Below are 15,213 nucleotides of genomic sequence, written 5' to 3'. Positions count from 1 at the left end.
AGCGGACGCCGCGGCGTCGGCTGGGCCGATTCTCCTCATGTCGTGTCCCTCGGGCCGCCGACGGCTCAGCCCCAGGTCGAGGCGTTGCTCTTCTCCGTGGCCTGGTAGTTCTCGGCCGCGCTCTGGAGCGCCGTGGAGATCTTCAGCAGGGTGGCGTGCAGGTCCGCGGCGGTCTGGTCCCACTCGCGCTGCTTGCGCTGGTACCCCTCCTGCGCCTCGCCTTCCCAGGTGCTGGCGACGCGCTTGACCGCGGCCTCGAGGTCGTCGAGCTGCTGCTTGATGCGGCCGGCCGTCGAGCGCACGTCCGTGGACGCGTTGGTGATGGTTGCGTAATTGACGAGAATCGACATCGCGTTCCCTTTCAGGGGGAGTCGAAGGAATCGGTGGAAAGAGGGAAGAACTGCTGTCCTACGCGGCTGGATCAGCCGAAGTCGGACATGATCTTGCTGATCTCGGAGTTCTGCTGCTCTTCCGAAGCGGAGTAGTTGCTCCGCGTCGAGTCCACGGCTTCCTTGATGTCGTTGAGGATGTCGCTCATCCTCTTCGCGTCCGCGTTCCAGCGCTCCTGCAACTGGCGGTAGGACTGGGCCGCCTGGCCCTGCCAGCCGCCCGCGATCTGGTCGATGACGCCGTTCAGACGGCGGATCTCTCCCTGGATCTGACCGTTCGCGGTGCTGATGTCGCCGGAGAGCTTGGTCAGCTCATCTTCTGTTACCCGGAACTGGCCGGCCATGTTGAACCTTCCCCCATGTAGTCGTTGATCCGGGAAACCTGCACCAGGTGCCCGGAAAAGCTTCGCAGCCTTGAGTGCTGCAAACACTCTATCGTCCGCCTGTGACTCATCCACAGGCAAGCCCAATCAGTTACACGGCTCACACACTTGAGCGATGCTTCTGTGATCCATAGAGCCAACGTGGCCTGTCGGCACGCCTGTTGGTGCTCAGCCGGTTCGCGGCGGAGCGCCTACCGGGCCTGCGGCAGAGTGCCTACCGGGCCCGCGGCTGGGCCTACTGCGCCTGCGGCTGGGCCGCGCTGCCGGTGTCCAGGGTCGGCCCCTTGGGGATGAACGTCGCCCAGGACTGTGGCACGACCGCGGGGTTGGAGACCTTCTCGTAGCCCAGCCGGGTGCGGGCCTTGTCCGTCTCGCTCGCATCGCCCCCCGATCCCGATGAGGTCGCGGACGACGCGGACGGGGTGCCGGCCGAGCTGTCGTTGTTCGACGGGAGCGAGTAGCGCAGGCCCGTGTCGGTCAGCAGGTACGTGGCGCCGCCGCCCCCTGCCGCACCCGTGACCTCCTGGAACAACAGGCCCGAGCCGGAGGAGACATAGGCGCTCAGCGAGTCGGCGACGACCTTCTCGGGGTACGCCGTCCCGGCCCAGGCGGCCAGCTGCGGCTTCCTGTCCGCGCCGATGGTGCCGTTGTAGACGCTGCACGAGGTGGTGCGGGCCTGCTCGGTCGACGTGGCGGCGGGGTTGGCCTGCCGCGGGACCGTCTGGGGCCAGCCCTTGTCGGCGTAGAAGGCGTCCGCCTGGCCGCCGTTGGCGGCGATGATGTCCGGGGTGCCGACCTTGATGTCGGTGATCGCGTCGGTCCCGTACGCCAACTTGGCGGAGGGCGAGCTCTTGAGCAGGTTCGCCACAAAGGGTGTGATGCCGGCGACGCGGTCTCGTAGGACGACGTAGTACTGCGTGCCCTGCGCGTCCTGCGCCTTGAGCACCCGACCCACCGTCCCCGCCTCCTGGGGCAGACCCTTGACCGAGGTCGGCTGGCCCGCCGACGGAATGACCGGGAAGCTGATGACCCCGCCCTCGTTGAGGGTGTGCAGCCACTGTTCGCTCACCGGCTGCGGCCGGGCCGTGGTGCCTATGACGGCGGCGCGCAGCTGCTCCATGGTGGTGTTGTCCAGCCCCGAGGGGCCGCCCAGCAGGAAGGCGTTGCCCTTGCCGTCCACCAGGTATTCCTGTCTGGTCTTGGAGTCGACGACGTACAGGGCCTCGCCGGCGTCCACCTTCCCGGAGTTCGCCAGCGACTTCGCATCGCCAGCGTCGAGGACGAAGACGGCACGGTCGATGGCGTCGTCGGATCCGGCGGCCGGCCGTTCGCACACCGCCCAGGTCTTCGCCTTCTCCGCGTCCTCCTTGGCGGGCAGCCGGTCGGGGGCGTAGGGGATGCCGAGGGTCGCGCCGTGCGGGATGCCGCTCTTGTCGATCTCCTTGCCTGGCACCTCGAGGACGCTGCCCTTGTCCTTGTCGAGGAGCAGCTTGGCGGAGGCGTAGTTGAGGACGGGGTGCAGCGTCGGAGTCGCCTTGCCGTTCGCCCCCTTGTCGTTGAGGACCACGTAGCGCGTCGTGGAGTCGCTGTCGACGATGATGTACTCGCCGGGCGTGTTCCAGCCGGGCGGCGCCGACGGCTTGATCACGCCCCAGGCGATGAATCCAACGACCAGCACGACGCCCATCGCCAGGCTGGGCATCACCGTCTGCATGGGGCGCGGCGCGCCTTCGTCCGAGCCTCCCGGCGATGGTGCGAGGAACGCCGCAACGGTGCGCTTGCGAGCGAACGTATAGGCGGCGAGCTCGTCCCGACGCTTTGCCATGGTCCCCAGGTCTCCCGTTTTGTCATGCTCTGTGTGCTCGATGGGCCGCTGCGGCCGAGCAGGCATTTACTATCGCACTGCGCCGTGGGGCGACGGTTCATCAGGTGTGCGGCCGCCCCTGCATCTTCACAGAGCCTCACACAGCGCACCACCATGCGGGGCCGGTCCATGACAGGCTGGCTCTTCGGGGTTCCGGTGTCCCCTGTGTCGCCCCGCGTTCAGCAGCGGGTACCGTGAGCCACGCGCATGGATGACGTGGGCCATCGGTGCCCCTGGCCCGTCGCCGGGATCTCCGCAGAGGATCTCCGCCCGACGTTCGGCCACTATTTCGCGAAAGGGATGTCCCGGGGGATGACCAGCGCTTCGAGCACTCGGCGCGGAGGCCGCGCACAGCAGCAACAGGACGGCCCGGACCGCAGACGGGTGCCGGCTTCGGCTCCCGCCGCCGCGTCGCCGCGACTGCTGCCCAGCCCGGGCGGTATGGGTCCGGTGCGGCTGCCGCAGCTCGTTCTGGTGGAGCTGGCGGCGGCGGTGATGCTGGTCGCCTGGGTCGCCGACGCCTCCTGGCTGCTGGCTCCGGCCGGTGCCGTGGCGGCGCTGCTGCTGCTTCTGGCGGTTCTGCGCCGGGGCCACCGGCCGCTGCCCGAGTGGTACGAGACGCGGCGCGCGCTGAGGCGCCGTCAGCGCGAGGCCAAACTGCCCGTCCCGCCGGGGACGGACCCGATGCTGGCCCCCGCCGTGGAGAGCGACCCGGCGCTGCGGACCTACCGCTTCGTGTCCCGTGACAACCGCTCGATCGGCATGATCGGCGACGGCACCTTCCTGACCGCCGTGCTCTTCGTGCAGCCGGGTGACCAGCCGCTGCGTCCCGAGTCCGCCGGGCGGCAGCTGCCGCTCGGGCTGGTCCACGAGGCCCTGGAGGTCGACGGGATCCGGCTGGCGTCCGCGCAGATCGTGCAGCACACCCAGCCCGCGCCCGCACCGCATCTGCCGCCGCAGGCGGTCGCCGTACGGTCCTACGGTCCCCTCCAGGCGCAGTCCGGCTCTCCCGCGCTGCGGCTCACCTGGGTCGCCCTCAAGCTCGACCCGGAGCTGTGCCCGGAGGCGGTCCAGGCACGGGGTGACGGCGTTCCGGGGGCGCAGCGGGCGCTGTTGCGCGTGGCGGACCAGCTGGTGAGCCGACTGGCCGGGGCCGGTTTCAAGGCGACCATTCTGGATGAGAGCGAGCTGGTGCAGGCGCTCGCGACGTCCAGCTGTCTGAACCCGCGGGCCAACGCGCAGCACGCCCAGGACGGGCGGCCGGCCCAGCGGCGTACGGTCGAGTCGGTACGCAGCTGGCGCGTCGACGACCGGTGGCACACCACCTACTGGCTCTCCCGCTGGCCGCAGCTGGGGGGCGGCGGTGTGGCGCTGCCCGAGCTGGTCACGCGGTTCACCTCGCTCCCCGTGCTCGCCACGACGTTCAGCGTGACCCTGGGCAGGGCCGGCAGCCGGGGCGTCTCCCTCACCGGACACATTCGCATCACCACCCGTGGTGACAGCGAACTGGGCCAGGTGGGCCGGGAGTTGGAACGGGCCGCGAGCGCCGCGAAGGTCGGTCTGGTGCGCCTCGACCGGGAGCAGGTCCCCGGAGCCCTCGCCACTTTGCCGCTCGGAGGTACGTACTGATGTCCCACCCCGCTACGGCCATGGAATCGGGGCAGCGCAGCCGGGCCCCCGGGCGCACGCCGGCGCATGTGGCCTCGCCCACCGACACCGGGATGATCCCGATCATCTCCGAGTCGCAGGCGCCGCTGGAGCAACGGCGCGTGTTCAGCCCGGGCTTCGGGCTGCGCGGACCGCGCCGCAACCGCCATGTCGTCACCGTCGACGAGCTGGCCGCGGTCAGCATGCCGATCGGTGACGACGGTGTGATCATCGGCACGGACACGGAGTCGCAGCCGGCCGTGCTCGGTCTGTCCCGGCCGACGCCGTTCGACGTCGTCCTCGTGGGCGGCCTCTGGCTCGCCCAGGTGCTGGCGCTGCGCGCCGCCGCGACGGGGGCACGCGTGGGCGTGGAGACCGGCCGTCCGGGGGCCTGGCAGCAGTTGGCGCAGGCGGCGGGCGGCGGCCAGCAGTGTGTGACGGTCTATCCGGTGGGGCGGGTGCCCGCCCAGGGGCCCTCGGTCTCCAGCCCCGTGGTGCTGATCCGGGACTGCGGCGTCCGTCCGCCGCGCGGGCGGGTGACGTCCCTGCCGTGGCAGGCCGTCGTGACGGTGCTGCCCTTCGTCAGCGAGCACGCGCCGCGCTGGCTGGCCCAGGCCCAATTGGTCGGTATCCAGCGCATCTCGCCGCAGGAGACGGAGATCGTACGGGACACTCTGGGCATCCCGGACGAGCCGCTGCAGGCGCTGCCCACGCTGTATGACGGCGTCGCTCTGTGGTGCACTCGCAAGCACCGCAAGTTCGTGATGACCGAGCCCACGGACGCGGAGACGGGCCTTCTCGGCGTGGCTCGCCGGATGGACTGACGGCTCGTCGTTCCGGCGGGTGCGCTGCCGGTCGGCCACCCCCACGGCCACTTTTCCCTCCCGCGATACGAGTGATTAGTCTTCTGGTGATGCGGTGACGATCGCAGCCGCGTGGGCTCGCCACTCGGTCCGCCCGGCCGCGACGACGACCAACTCAGCAGCAGTGGCTGACCAGGAGGCAAGCAGTGAACAGCGATCGGTCCGAGTACAACGGCGGCAGCCCGTCCTCGGACGGGGACGATCAAGAGGTTGACCTCACCGGCGAGTTCGAAATCGTCTACACGCCTCCCGCCTGGTACGCGCAAAGCACGCAAGGAAGCTCGCCGGCCGGCGGGCCTCGGGACGCCGCCCAGGCGCCGCCACCGCCGTCTCCCGGACCGCCGGTCGGTCCGGCCGTAGGGATGCCCGCCGGACCGCCGGGCGGCCCCGGTCCCGCGCCGCACACAGCCCCGCCCCAGGCTCCCGCGCCGCACACAGCCGCACCGCACGCCCCCGCACCGCACACGGCCCCGCCCCAGGCCCCTGTCCCGCAGGCCCCTGCTCACCAGGCCCCCGCCCCGCAGGCTCCGGCACCCCAGGCTCCGGCACCGGCACAGCCGTACGCCCAAGGCGTCCCGCAGCCGCCCGCGTACGGCGCGCCCGTCGCGAACCCCTACGCCACGGGGGGCTACGGTTTCCCGCAGCAGCACTCCGCGCCGGGCACTCCCCCGGCGGCCGCGGGCGCGGTGCCGCCCGGCGGCTACGGCTACCCGCAGGCGGCGCCGGGCGCGCCCCAACAGGGCCAGGACGCGCCGGGCGGGTACGGACAGCCCCAGCCACAGCAGCCGCCGGCCCAGCCGACCGCCGCGCCGGGCTTCCCCGTGCTGCGGCCGGTCGACGAGGACGCCCAGGCCGCCCCGCCCCCGGCCGCCGCCCCCGTGGCGAGCGTCCCCCGGCAGGCCGCCCCCGAACAGCCGATGCCCGAGCAGCCGATGCCCGACCTGAACCATGCCGCCGCCGACGCCGAGGCCCAGCGGCTGTTCGGTGATGCCCCCGACGAGGAGGAGCCGGAGGAGGAGCGCGGCGACGCGGCGCCGGAGCCGAGCGACTTCGCGGGTTCCGTGACCGGAGCGGACGTCGACGAGACGACGGACGCCGCGTCCATGGCAAAGCCCGCCACGGCGTCCCGCACAGCCGAGGACCCCGGGGCCGGGTCCGCGACGGCGGAGGCAGAGCCGGAAGCGGCGACGGAAACAGACGCGGAGTCAGGGGCGCACGCGGACGCCGAGGCGCGTACGGAGGCGGAGCCGGCGCCCTCCGCCCCCGGTCCCCTGCCGGCGCAGGCACAGCAGCCCCCCGCGGCACCCCAGCCGGACCAGGAGCTTCCCCCGCTGCCGCAGGGCTATGTGCCCGCGCAGCCGCTCCCGGGAGTGCCGCAACAGGCGCCCCCGCCCGCACAGCCCCAGCCTCCGCAGCCGCAGGCCGCCGGGTACGGATACCCGCGGCCGCCCGCCCAGCCCGAGCATCAGATGCCGCCTCAGGGCTCGTTCGGTCCGGTCCAGCCGCCCGCGTTCCCGACGCAGGGTCAGCCGCCGGCCGACCCGCGGCAGGCGCCCCCGCCCGTACCGCCTCAGCCGCAGGCCGCCGGATACGGCTATCCGCAGCCGCCCGCGCAGCCCCAGCCGCCCCAGCCGCAGGCCGCCGGATACGGCTACCCGCAGCCGCCCGCCCAGCCCGGACCCCCGCAGCAGCAGCCCGGACCGGTCGCCTACGGCTATCCGCCCCAGCCGGACGGCTACGGCTACCCGCAGCCGCCCGCCCAGCCGCAGCAGCCCGCGCCCCAACAGCAGCCCCCGGCCCAGGCCGTGCCGCAGCAGCAGACGCCCCAGCAGCCTCCCGCTGCCTACGGCAACCAGGGCTGGACCGCCCCGGTCGGCCCCCAGGCCGGGCCGGGTGCCGCGCAGCCACAGGCCGCGCCGGGCACCCCGCTCGGTTACAACGCCGCCGTGGAGCTGTCGTCCGACCGGCTGCTGCGCAACCAGCCCAAGGCCCGTAAGAACAACGCGAGTCCGTCCCGGTTCAAGTTCGGCGCCAAGAAGGAGGAGGCCGAGCGCCAGCGGAAGCTGGGGCTGATCCGTACGCCGGTGATGTCCTGCTACCGGATCGCGGTGATCAGCCTCAAGGGTGGCGTGGGCAAGACCACGACGACCATGTCGCTCGGCGCCACGCTCGCCACCGAGCGCCAGGACAAGATCCTCGCGATCGACGCCAACCCCGACGCCGGCACCCTCGGCCGACGGGTGCGGCGCGAGACGGGCGCCACCATCCGCGACCTGGTGCAGGCGATCCCGCAGCTGAACAGCTACATGGACATCCGTCGTTTCACCTCGCAGGCGCCCTCGGGTCTGGAGATCATCGCCAACGACGTGGACCCGGCGGTCTCCACCACGTTCAACGACCAGGACTACCGCAGCGCCCTGGAGGTGCTGGGCCGGCAGTACCCGATCATCCTCACGGACTCGGGTACCGGTCTTCTCTACAGCGCGATGCGCGGAGTCCTGGACCTCGCCGACCAGTTGATCATCATCTCCACTCCCTCGGTGGATGGCGCGAGCAGCGCCTCGACCACGCTCGACTGGCTGTCGGCGAACGGGTTCGCCGATCTCGTCCAGCGGTCGGTCACCGTGATCTCCGGTGTCCGCGAGACCGGCAAGATGATCAAGGTCGAGGACATCGTCGCGCACTTCGAGACCCGCTGCCGCGGTGTCGTCGTGGTGCCCTTCGACGAACACCTCTCGGCGGGTGCCGAGGTGGACCTCAACATGATGCGCCCCAAGACCCGCGAGGCGTACTTCGATCTCGCCGCGCTCATCGCCGAGGACATCGCCCGTACCCAGCAGGGCTTCGGCAATCCGAACCTGCAGTTCCAGCAGCAGCCCCCGCAGGGGTACGCACCCCCGCCCCAGCCCCAGCCCCAGCAGCCCTACGGCCAGCCCGGTGGTGCCCCCCAGCAGGGGCAGAGCTGGCAGCAGCAGCCCGCCCCCGGTCAGGGCTGGCAGCAGCAGCCGCCGGCACCGGGGCAGAGCTGGCAGCAGCAGCCGCCTGCGCCGGGCCAGGGGTGGCAGCAGGCCCCGCCGCCCCAGGCTCCGCAGCAGGAGCAACCCCCGCAGGGCCCCGTACCGCCCGGCTGGACACAGCAGTAGCGGACCGGCAGGTCAGAGACCGGCCGGCAACGCCAGAGGGCCGGCACTCTCACAGTGCCGGCCCTCTGGCGTCCGCGTGCGTCGCGGACGCGAGCGGACGGATCCGTCTCCGGGTGCTATCGCAGATCGAACTCCCCGTCGCGCGCCCCCAGTACGAACGCCCGCCACTCCGCCGCGGTGTAGCGCAGGACCGTGTCGGGGTCCGCGGAGTTGCGCATCGCGACGGCGCCGCCCTCCAGGTAAGCGATCTCCACCCGCTCGTCCTGGGGACCGTCAGGGGAGCCGACCCACTCGACGCCGCTGATGTCCATGGCGTACAGCGCTTCCTTCTCCTGCTCGGTCGCCACCGTTCACTCCGTTCCACCGACCTTACGGACAGCGAGGATTCTACAACTGAGCGCGGTGGCAGGGGGTTTACCGAGCGAACCCGACAAGTCGGGTTCAGGCGGGGCGTTCGGCGGCCGCGATCAGCTCCCGGCAGCGCTTCACGTCCTCGGCCATCTGCTCCAGCAGGGCGTCGAGCGAATCGAACCTGGCCTGGCCGCGGACGAACGCGAGGAAGTCGACGGCGACATGCAGCCCGTACAGGTCCAGGCCCACCCGGTCGATGGCGTACGCCTCCACGGTCCGCTCGGTGCCGTCGAACTGCGGGTTGGTGCCGATGGAGATCGCGGCCGGCATCGCCTCGCTCTGGACGTGCAGCCATCCGGCGTAGACGCCGTCGGCGGGGATCGCGGTGTGCGGCAGGGTCTCGACGTTGGCGGTGGGGAAACCGAGGTCGCGACCGCGCTGGGCGCCACGCACCACCACGCCCTCGACCCGGTGCGGACGCCCGAGGATCTCGCTCGCGCCCTCCACATCGCCCTCGGCGATCAGCCGCCGGGTCAGGGTGGAGGAGAAGGGCTCGCCGCCGCCCGCCTCGCCGGACACGTACAGATCCACGACCTCGACCTCGAAGTCGTAGGTCTTGCCCTGGTCGGTCAGGAATTCCACGTTCCCGGCGGCCTTGTGGCCGAAGCGGAAGTTGGGGCCCTCGACCACGGCCTTGGCATGCAGCTTGTCGACCAGGACCTTGACCACGAAGTCGGCGGGCGAGAGCCGGGAGAACTCGGTGGTGAAGGGCAGGATCAGGACCGCGTCGACACCCAGCTCGGCGCACAGCTCCGCGCGGCGGTGGTGCGAGGCGAGCAGCGGCGGGTGGCTGCCGGGGCGCACGACCTCGCTGGGGTGCGGGTCGAAGGTGACGAGCACCGAGGGGACGCCCAGCTCACGGGCGCGCTCCACCGCATGCCGGATGATCAGCTGGTGTCCGCGGTGGACTCCGTCGTAGGAGCCGATGGTGACGACGCTGCGCCCCCAGTCCTCGGGGATGTCCTCCAAGCCACGCCAGCGCTGCACTGTGACCGCTCCTCGTCGAACCCGTGTCCGTGTTTGCCTTGTACGCAGGTCTAAGGGTGCCATGCCACGGGCTCTCGGCCCGCATCGGCATGGTGGCTGTGACGGGCGGCACGCGCGGCGGGGCCGCCGGGGCCCCTCACGCCGGGACCCGCACGGACGCGAGGCCCTCGATCATGCGACGGGTGCCGGGGCCGACCACGGCGGCCCACTCCCCCGGGGCCTCGGCCAGCCAGCGGACGAGGAGCTGGGCGAAACCCGGCACCCGCCGGGCGAGATCGAGCAGGCCCCGGTCGAGGCGGGCGGCGCCCTCCTGGGTGCGGGCCAGCAGCAGGCCCGCCCGGTGGATCACCACACGGGCGTGGGCCTCCCCGCCGCCATACGCCCCGTCGGCGGCGGCCCGCAGCAGGGCGTCGAGGACGGCTGGGTCCCGCTCCTGGGCGAGCAGCAGGTCGAGCAGTTCGTGCCGCAGGGGGCGGGACTCCTCGACCCCGGGCGCGCCGAGGACCACGGCGAACGCGGACCGCAGCCCCGGGGACCCGCCGTCGAGCAGCCCGGCGACCAGCGGCAGCAGCACGGCACGGGCGGCGAGGCCGTGGTCGAGCCGTCGGCCGACGTGGGCGGCGACCTGCTCCGCGAGGCTCCGGGCCGCTCCCGGACCGGTGGTGCTCGTCGCCTCCTGAGGACCCTGTGCCGCGGCCTCGCGGATGAGGGCGGCGATCTGGTGGGCGAGGGCGGGTGTGGTGGCGTCGGCGAGGGCGCGCAGGGTCTCGCCGGTGTCGGGTCCTGAGTGCCGCAGCCGGGTGCGGAACGCGGAAAGCACCGGTTCCGGATGCGTGGCGAGGGCCGTGACCAGGGCGTTCGGGGGCAGCTGGGGGTCACTGGCGGCGAACCGCGCGAGGGCCGCCGTCAGATGCCGGGCGCGGGTGCGGGGATCGCGTACGAGGAGTGCGAGGGCGCCGCCGTGCACCGCGCAGTCGGCGGGGCGGGCGAGCACGGTGAGGGCGGCGTGACGCAGCAGCTCCTGGTCGGCCTCGGTGCGGGCGTACGGGGCGGCGCGCAGTCCGTACGCCATCGCCGCCACCCGCCGCGCGGGCCGCTCGTCGTGGGCCCACCGGCCGACGGCCCGGCAGATGGCCGACGGCTCCTCCTCGGCGAGCACGGTGAGCAGTTCGTCGCCGCGCCGGTGCGCGCTGTCCGCGAGCGCCTCGGGCAGATCGTCCGGGGCGCGATGCCGGTGGGTGTGCAGCAGGGCCTGCGCGGCGGTCGCGACGGTCGCGTGCGGGGTGGCGGGCAGCGGGCGCTCGTCGTCGAACCAGCGGGTGGTGAGGTGGCGTTGTACGACGACGGGGTCGGCGGCGAGCAGCCGGGCGACGGCGTCCAGGTACCGGGGCGGTGCGGCCCCATCGGACCCGTCCGCCTGTCGGTGGCCGACACCACGGGCTGCGCGGGGCCGCCCGGACCGGCCGGGGGGCTCGTCCGCCGTCACCAGTCTTCTGAGCAGGTCGAGACGTTCTGCCTCCGGTACGGGCAGCGCCGTCCAGAACCATGGCGCGAACGCGCGGGGGACGCGCCGTCCCGCGGCCCGCCATCGCACGATGCGGTCGGCGAGGAGGCGCAGGACATGCAGATAGGGCCGTGCGTCGGTGAGCCGGACGAGGGTGTCGGTGAGCAGGTGGGCGGCCCACCAGAGCGCGTCGTCGTCCGGTGGCGTGGGACGGGGCTCCAGCAGCGCGTCCACCGCGTGCACCAGGTCCTCCAGCCGCAGGGCGAGTCCGGCCGGGCCCTCCCGGCGGGCCAGGTGGAGCAGTGCCTCAACGACCGGGCCGCTGCGGTGACGCGGCACGGGCTGGGTGCGGGACACCGCGGCGGCCCGGTGGAAGGGACGGGTACGGCGGCGGGCGGCGGCCGTGGCGGCGAGGGAGGACACCGGGTGCTCTCCCGTGCCGGGCACGCTCCGGTGCACCAGGGTGTGCAGGGCGGCGTCCAGGTCGAGGTGCCTGCCCTGGAGCCAGTCGGCGAGTTCCTCGTGGGTGAAGCGGTAGCCCAGGCCCGCGGGCTGGATCAGGCCCTCGGCGAGTACGGCACAGGCCCAGCCCGCGGTTTTGCCGAGCCGTCGTCCCGGGGCGGGTCCCCAGGGGAAGACGGCCTCGAAGGCGGCGGGGTCCAGGGCGCCCTGTCCGGGGCCGAGGCTGCGGCGGGCGGCGTCGTGGACCTGCCCGGAGACCTTGGCGGCGAGGCGGCGTACGGCAGTGCCGTGCAGGCCGTTCTCCGCGGCGAGCCGCACCGCGATGCGCAGACAGACCAAGTCGAGATAGGCGGAGAAGACCTCGTCACGGTCGACCGGAGCGCACGGAAGGTCTTCCGCACCCGGCACGCAGGGCAGATCCTCCGCACCCGGCACGCACCGCAGATCCTCCGCACCCGGCACGCACGGCAGATCCGGCCCGCCCATCGCATCAGGGAGCGCGGCGCGCACCTCCCCGAGCAGGCGCAGGGTGAGCGGGTGCCGGGTCTCGGGGTCCCGGAGGAGGCCTTCGGGGATGCCATGGCGGGCCAGGGCCTCGTGTGCCTCGGCCGGGGTGAGATCGCCGAGTGCCACGCAGGGAGGCAGATGGTCCGGCACCGGGACCGGGTGACACCCCTCCGGCACGGACGGCAGCGCCCCCGGCCTTCCCGCGCGCCCCCGGTACAGCAGCTCCTGCGGGAACCGTGTCCCGGCCAGCTCCCAGTGTTCGGGCCCGCAGGCCGTCACCAGCCGTGCCCCGGTCCCGCGCAGCCAGGCGGCCGTCTCCCGCATCCACTCCGGGAGCCTGCGGGCAAGACCGGGCGGCATCTCCTCGGGGCCGTCGAGGAGCAGCAGCAAGGGGCGCCCGGCCTTCCGCGCGACCCGCGCGAGATGGTCGGGCAGGACTCCGCCGGGCTCGCTCTCGGCACAGTCGGCCGGCAAGACGGGGTGCCCACCGGCGCCCGTCCGGTGCAGCGCCCGTGCCACCGCGGCGGCCAGGGAGGGGTCGGTGTCCCTGAGGTCCGCCCCGCGCAGCCGCAGCACCGGGGCCGGCTCGGGGTCCCGGGCGTACCGCGCGGCCAGGGCGGCGAGTTCCGTCGTACGACCGCTGCCGGGGGCACCGACGAGCGCCAGGACGGCGCACTCGCTCCGCTCGAAGGCGGTGAACTCCTCGATGAGACGTGTGCGCCGGACGGTGAGGCGGTCGTCGGGCGGGCCGCCCGTCCTCGCTGCCCTCGCCGTGAGGTCCAGGACTCCCGCGAGGTTCAGGTCCTCCCCGTAGGCGGGGACGGTCCGGGCGTTGCGGTCCAGCAGCTCGTCCAGGGGCTGTCCCAGCCCCCGCAGCGGCACGGCGAACCCCGTGGCCCGGTGGTCGGTGTGCAGCCGGGTGCCGAGGACGGCCAGCACGGCACCGGTGGCGGCGTCGAGGACCGGTCCGCCGGCGGCCCCGCCGCCCGGGCGGAGCGCTTCGGTGCCCGCCGTGCCGACCGCCAGTTCCAGGGCGTCGTCCACGAGGCGGGAGCAGTCGCCGGCCCGGTAGGTGGCCGCGGTCGTGCCGAGCACCCGGGCCTCGCGCCAGCCGCCCGCGGAGATCTTCACATAGACGCCGCTCTCGATCCGGTCCCGGGCCGTGACGGGGAGCGGCTCCAGACCCAGTCCCTCGGTGCGGACGAGGGCGAGGTCGGCGTACGGCAGCGGGGTCACCGCGTCGGCGTCCAGCACACGGACGCGTCCGTCGGGTGTGTGCAGCGCCAGGCGGGCCAGTCCGTCGACGGCCTCGTGGCTGGTGATCAGCGTGCCCTGATGGTCGATCGCGAACCCGGTGCCACGGGGGCGTCCGGCCAGGTCGCACACCCGTACAAGGGCGGAATCCGTGCCGTGCCCTGCCTCGCCGCCGTCCCGTGTCCGAGGGCCTGGTACCACCATGCTCGAACCTCCCCGCCGTGCCTGAGCCCGACGGTAGGCCGCTGGTGATCAACGGAACAGATCTTGTGGCGAACGCGCCCCCTTCCGCTCCCTCGGTTCACTCCGAGCGCCTGCTCGATGGGGTGAATAGACGAGGGGGGATGGATAGACCTCTGGGAGGGGGAACCGAGGGGGGACCGTGGAGCGGCGGCTCGAACCCCGTGCTCGCCGCTCCACGGGCACCGACCAACGCCACCGACGTCAGCCGAACACCGCCAGGCTCTTCGCCTTGCCCTTGTACGCCTCCACCAGCACGAGCAGGCGCCCCTCCGGATCGAAGACGGCGACAGGGCCCGCGCCCGCGTACTCCTCAGGCATCTCCAGACGCACACCGTTGGCGAGCAGCCGGGCCCGCTTGGCGTCCACGTCCCAGCGCGGGAACGCCGCCGAGGCGGCGTCGGCGATCGGCATCACGGCCAGCTCCTGCTGGAGCTGGTCCAGGGTGCGCGCGGAGTCGATCTTGTACGGCCCGACGCGGGTGCGCCGCAGCGCGGTGAGGTGGCCGCCGACCCCGAGGTCCGCGCCCAGGTCACGGGCGAGGGCCCGGATATAGGTCCCGGAGGAGCAGACGACGGAGACCACCAGGTCCAGCACCGGGGTGCCGTCCTCGGCGACGGCGTCCCGGACGTCGTACACCGTGAAGGAGGAGACGGTGACGGGCCGCGCGGGGATGTCGAACTCCTCGCCCTCACGGGCCCGCTTGTACGAGCGCACACCGTCGATCTTGATCGCACTGACCTTGGACGGCACCTGGAGGATGTCACCGGTGAGCTTGGCGATCCCCGCGTCGACGGCGTCGCGGGTGATCCCGGAGGCGGCAGCGGAGGAGAGGATCTCTCCCTCGGCGTCGTCCGTGACGGTGTTCTGCCCGAGCCGGATGGTGCCCAGGTACTCCTTCTCCGTCAGGGCGAGGTGCCCGAGGAGCTTGGTGGCCTTCTGCACGCCGAGGACGAGCACGCCGGTCGCCATCGGGTCCAGGGTGCCGGCGTGTCCGACGCGCCGGGTCCGGGCGATCCCGCGCATCTTGGCGACGACGTCGTGCGAAGTGAAGCCCGACGGCTTGTCGACGATGACAAGGCCGTCGGGCGTGGTGTGCTGCTGGGTCATGCGGAGGTGTCGTCCGTCTCGTCGTCGGAGTCGGGCTTCTTGTACGGGTCGGCATCACCGGCGTACGAGGCGCCCGTGGCCGTCTCGCGCACCTTCTCGTCGGAGGCGCGCGCCTGGTCGAGGAGGTCCTCGATGGTCCGTGCGGTGTCCGGAAGGGCGTCCGCGACGAAGGTGAGGGTGGGCGTGAACTTCACGCCCGCGGCGCGCCCGACCTCGGAGCGCAGGATGCCCTTGGCGCTCTCCAGGCCCGCGGCCGCCGCCTTCCGCTCCTCGTCGTCCCCGTACACCGTGTAGAAGACGGTCGCCTCCCGCAGATCACCCGTCACCCGGGTGTCCGTGATGGTGACGTGCGTGCCGAGCCGCGGGTCCTTGATCCCGCGCTGCAGCTTCTGGGCCACCACCTCTCGGATGAGGTCCGCCAGCCTCTTCGCCCGCGCGTTGTCGGCCAC

The 15,213-nt window shown here is 73.0% G+C and carries 11 protein-coding genes; 3 read left to right on the top strand and 8 right to left on the bottom strand.

What is annotated here, in order from left to right; translation table 11 throughout:
• Positions 1-65 precede the first annotated feature (65 nt).
• The 3 genes from AB0L95_RS33505 to eccB form a co-directional block, all read right to left on the bottom strand.
• Positions 66-350, bottom strand: coding sequence for a WXG100 family type VII secretion target (locus AB0L95_RS33505; protein WP_365168340.1), 285 nt, complete (start codon positions 348-350; stop codon positions 66-68).
• A gap of 71 nt (positions 351-421) precedes the next feature.
• Complete coding sequence (locus AB0L95_RS33500) at positions 422-733, bottom strand: WXG100 family type VII secretion target (RefSeq protein WP_361665786.1); 312 nt, start codon at positions 731-733, stop codon at positions 422-424.
• A gap of 274 nt (positions 734-1,007) precedes the next feature.
• Positions 1,008-2,597 carry a type VII secretion protein EccB gene (gene eccB, locus AB0L95_RS33495; RefSeq protein ID WP_365168338.1) on the bottom strand — a complete coding sequence of 530 codons (1,590 nt, stop codon included), beginning with the start codon at positions 2,595-2,597 and terminating at the stop codon, positions 1,008-1,010.
• A gap of 351 nt (positions 2,598-2,948) precedes the next feature.
• On the opposite strand from eccB, the gene eccE reads away from it, so the two are divergent.
• From eccE to AB0L95_RS33480, 3 genes are all read left to right on the top strand, one after another.
• The gene (eccE, locus tag AB0L95_RS33490) at positions 2,949-4,265 is read left to right on the top strand and encodes a type VII secretion protein EccE (protein ID WP_365168336.1); all 1,317 of its coding nucleotides are present in this window, start codon (positions 2,949-2,951) and stop codon (positions 4,263-4,265) included.
• The gene (locus AB0L95_RS33485; protein WP_365168333.1) at positions 4,265-5,107 is read left to right on the top strand and encodes a hypothetical protein; all 843 of its coding nucleotides are present in this window, start codon (positions 4,265-4,267) and stop codon (positions 5,105-5,107) included. The genes eccE and AB0L95_RS33485 overlap by 1 nt, the downstream gene beginning before the upstream one ends.
• 185 nt (positions 5,108-5,292) lie before the next feature.
• Complete coding sequence (locus AB0L95_RS33480; RefSeq protein ID WP_365168331.1) at positions 5,293-8,289, top strand: SCO5717 family growth-regulating ATPase; 2,997 nt, start codon at positions 5,293-5,295, stop codon at positions 8,287-8,289.
• Between the two features lie 116 nt (positions 8,290-8,405).
• Here the strand turns inward: AB0L95_RS33480 and AB0L95_RS33475 are convergent, their stop codons facing one another.
• From AB0L95_RS33475 to rbfA, 5 genes are all read right to left on the bottom strand, one after another.
• Complete coding sequence (locus AB0L95_RS33475; RefSeq protein ID WP_311697205.1) at positions 8,406-8,636, bottom strand: DUF397 domain-containing protein; 231 nt, start codon at positions 8,634-8,636, stop codon at positions 8,406-8,408.
• A 94-nt stretch (positions 8,637-8,730) separates the two neighbouring features.
• The gene (locus AB0L95_RS33470) at positions 8,731-9,687 is read right to left on the bottom strand and encodes a bifunctional riboflavin kinase/FAD synthetase (RefSeq protein WP_365168328.1); all 957 of its coding nucleotides are present in this window, start codon (positions 9,685-9,687) and stop codon (positions 8,731-8,733) included.
• A gap of 136 nt (positions 9,688-9,823) precedes the next feature.
• Positions 9,824-13,618, bottom strand: a complete 3,795-nt coding sequence (locus tag AB0L95_RS33465) for a trypsin-like peptidase domain-containing protein (protein ID WP_365168325.1) — start codon at positions 13,616-13,618, stop codon at positions 9,824-9,826.
• A 240-nt stretch (positions 13,619-13,858) separates the two neighbouring features.
• Positions 13,859-14,764 carry a tRNA pseudouridine(55) synthase TruB gene (gene truB / locus AB0L95_RS33460; protein ID WP_365168323.1) on the bottom strand — a complete coding sequence of 302 codons (906 nt, stop codon included), beginning with the start codon at positions 14,762-14,764 and terminating at the stop codon, positions 13,859-13,861.
• On the bottom strand, positions 14,761-15,213 hold the full coding sequence (gene rbfA, locus AB0L95_RS33455; RefSeq protein ID WP_365168321.1) for a 30S ribosome-binding factor RbfA: 453 nt from the start codon (positions 15,211-15,213) through the stop codon (positions 14,761-14,763). The genes truB and rbfA overlap by 4 nt, the downstream gene beginning before the upstream one ends.

The organism is Streptomyces sp. NPDC052036, from assembly GCF_040680495.1.
Lineage (GTDB): Bacteria > Actinomycetota > Actinomycetes > Streptomycetales > Streptomycetaceae > Streptomyces.
The sequence above is the reverse complement of the archived record's forward strand: the minus strand, read 5'-3'. Positions and strand labels throughout refer to the sequence as shown.

Bases quoted from the DNA above. Each gene is read 5' to 3' on its own strand.
- AB0L95_RS33505 (WP_365168340.1), bottom strand. From the start codon at position 350: ATGTCGATTCTCGTCAATTACGCAACCATCACCAACGCGTCCACGGAC.
- AB0L95_RS33500 (WP_361665786.1), bottom strand. From the start codon at position 733: ATGGCCGGCCAGTTCCGGGTAACAGAAGATGAGCTGACCAAGCTCTCC.
- eccB (WP_365168338.1), bottom strand. From the start codon at position 2,597: ATGGCAAAGCGTCGGGACGAGCTCGCCGCCTATACGTTCGCTCGCAAG.
- eccE (WP_365168336.1), top strand. From the start codon at position 2,949: ATGACCAGCGCTTCGAGCACTCGGCGCGGAGGCCGCGCACAGCAGCAA.
- AB0L95_RS33485 (WP_365168333.1), top strand. From the start codon at position 4,265: ATGTCCCACCCCGCTACGGCCATGGAATCGGGGCAGCGCAGCCGGGCC.
- AB0L95_RS33465 (WP_365168325.1), bottom strand. From the start codon at position 13,618: ATGGTGGTACCAGGCCCTCGGACACGGGACGGCGGCGAGGCAGGGCAC.
- truB (WP_365168323.1), bottom strand. From the start codon at position 14,764: ATGACCCAGCAGCACACCACGCCCGACGGCCTTGTCATCGTCGACAAG.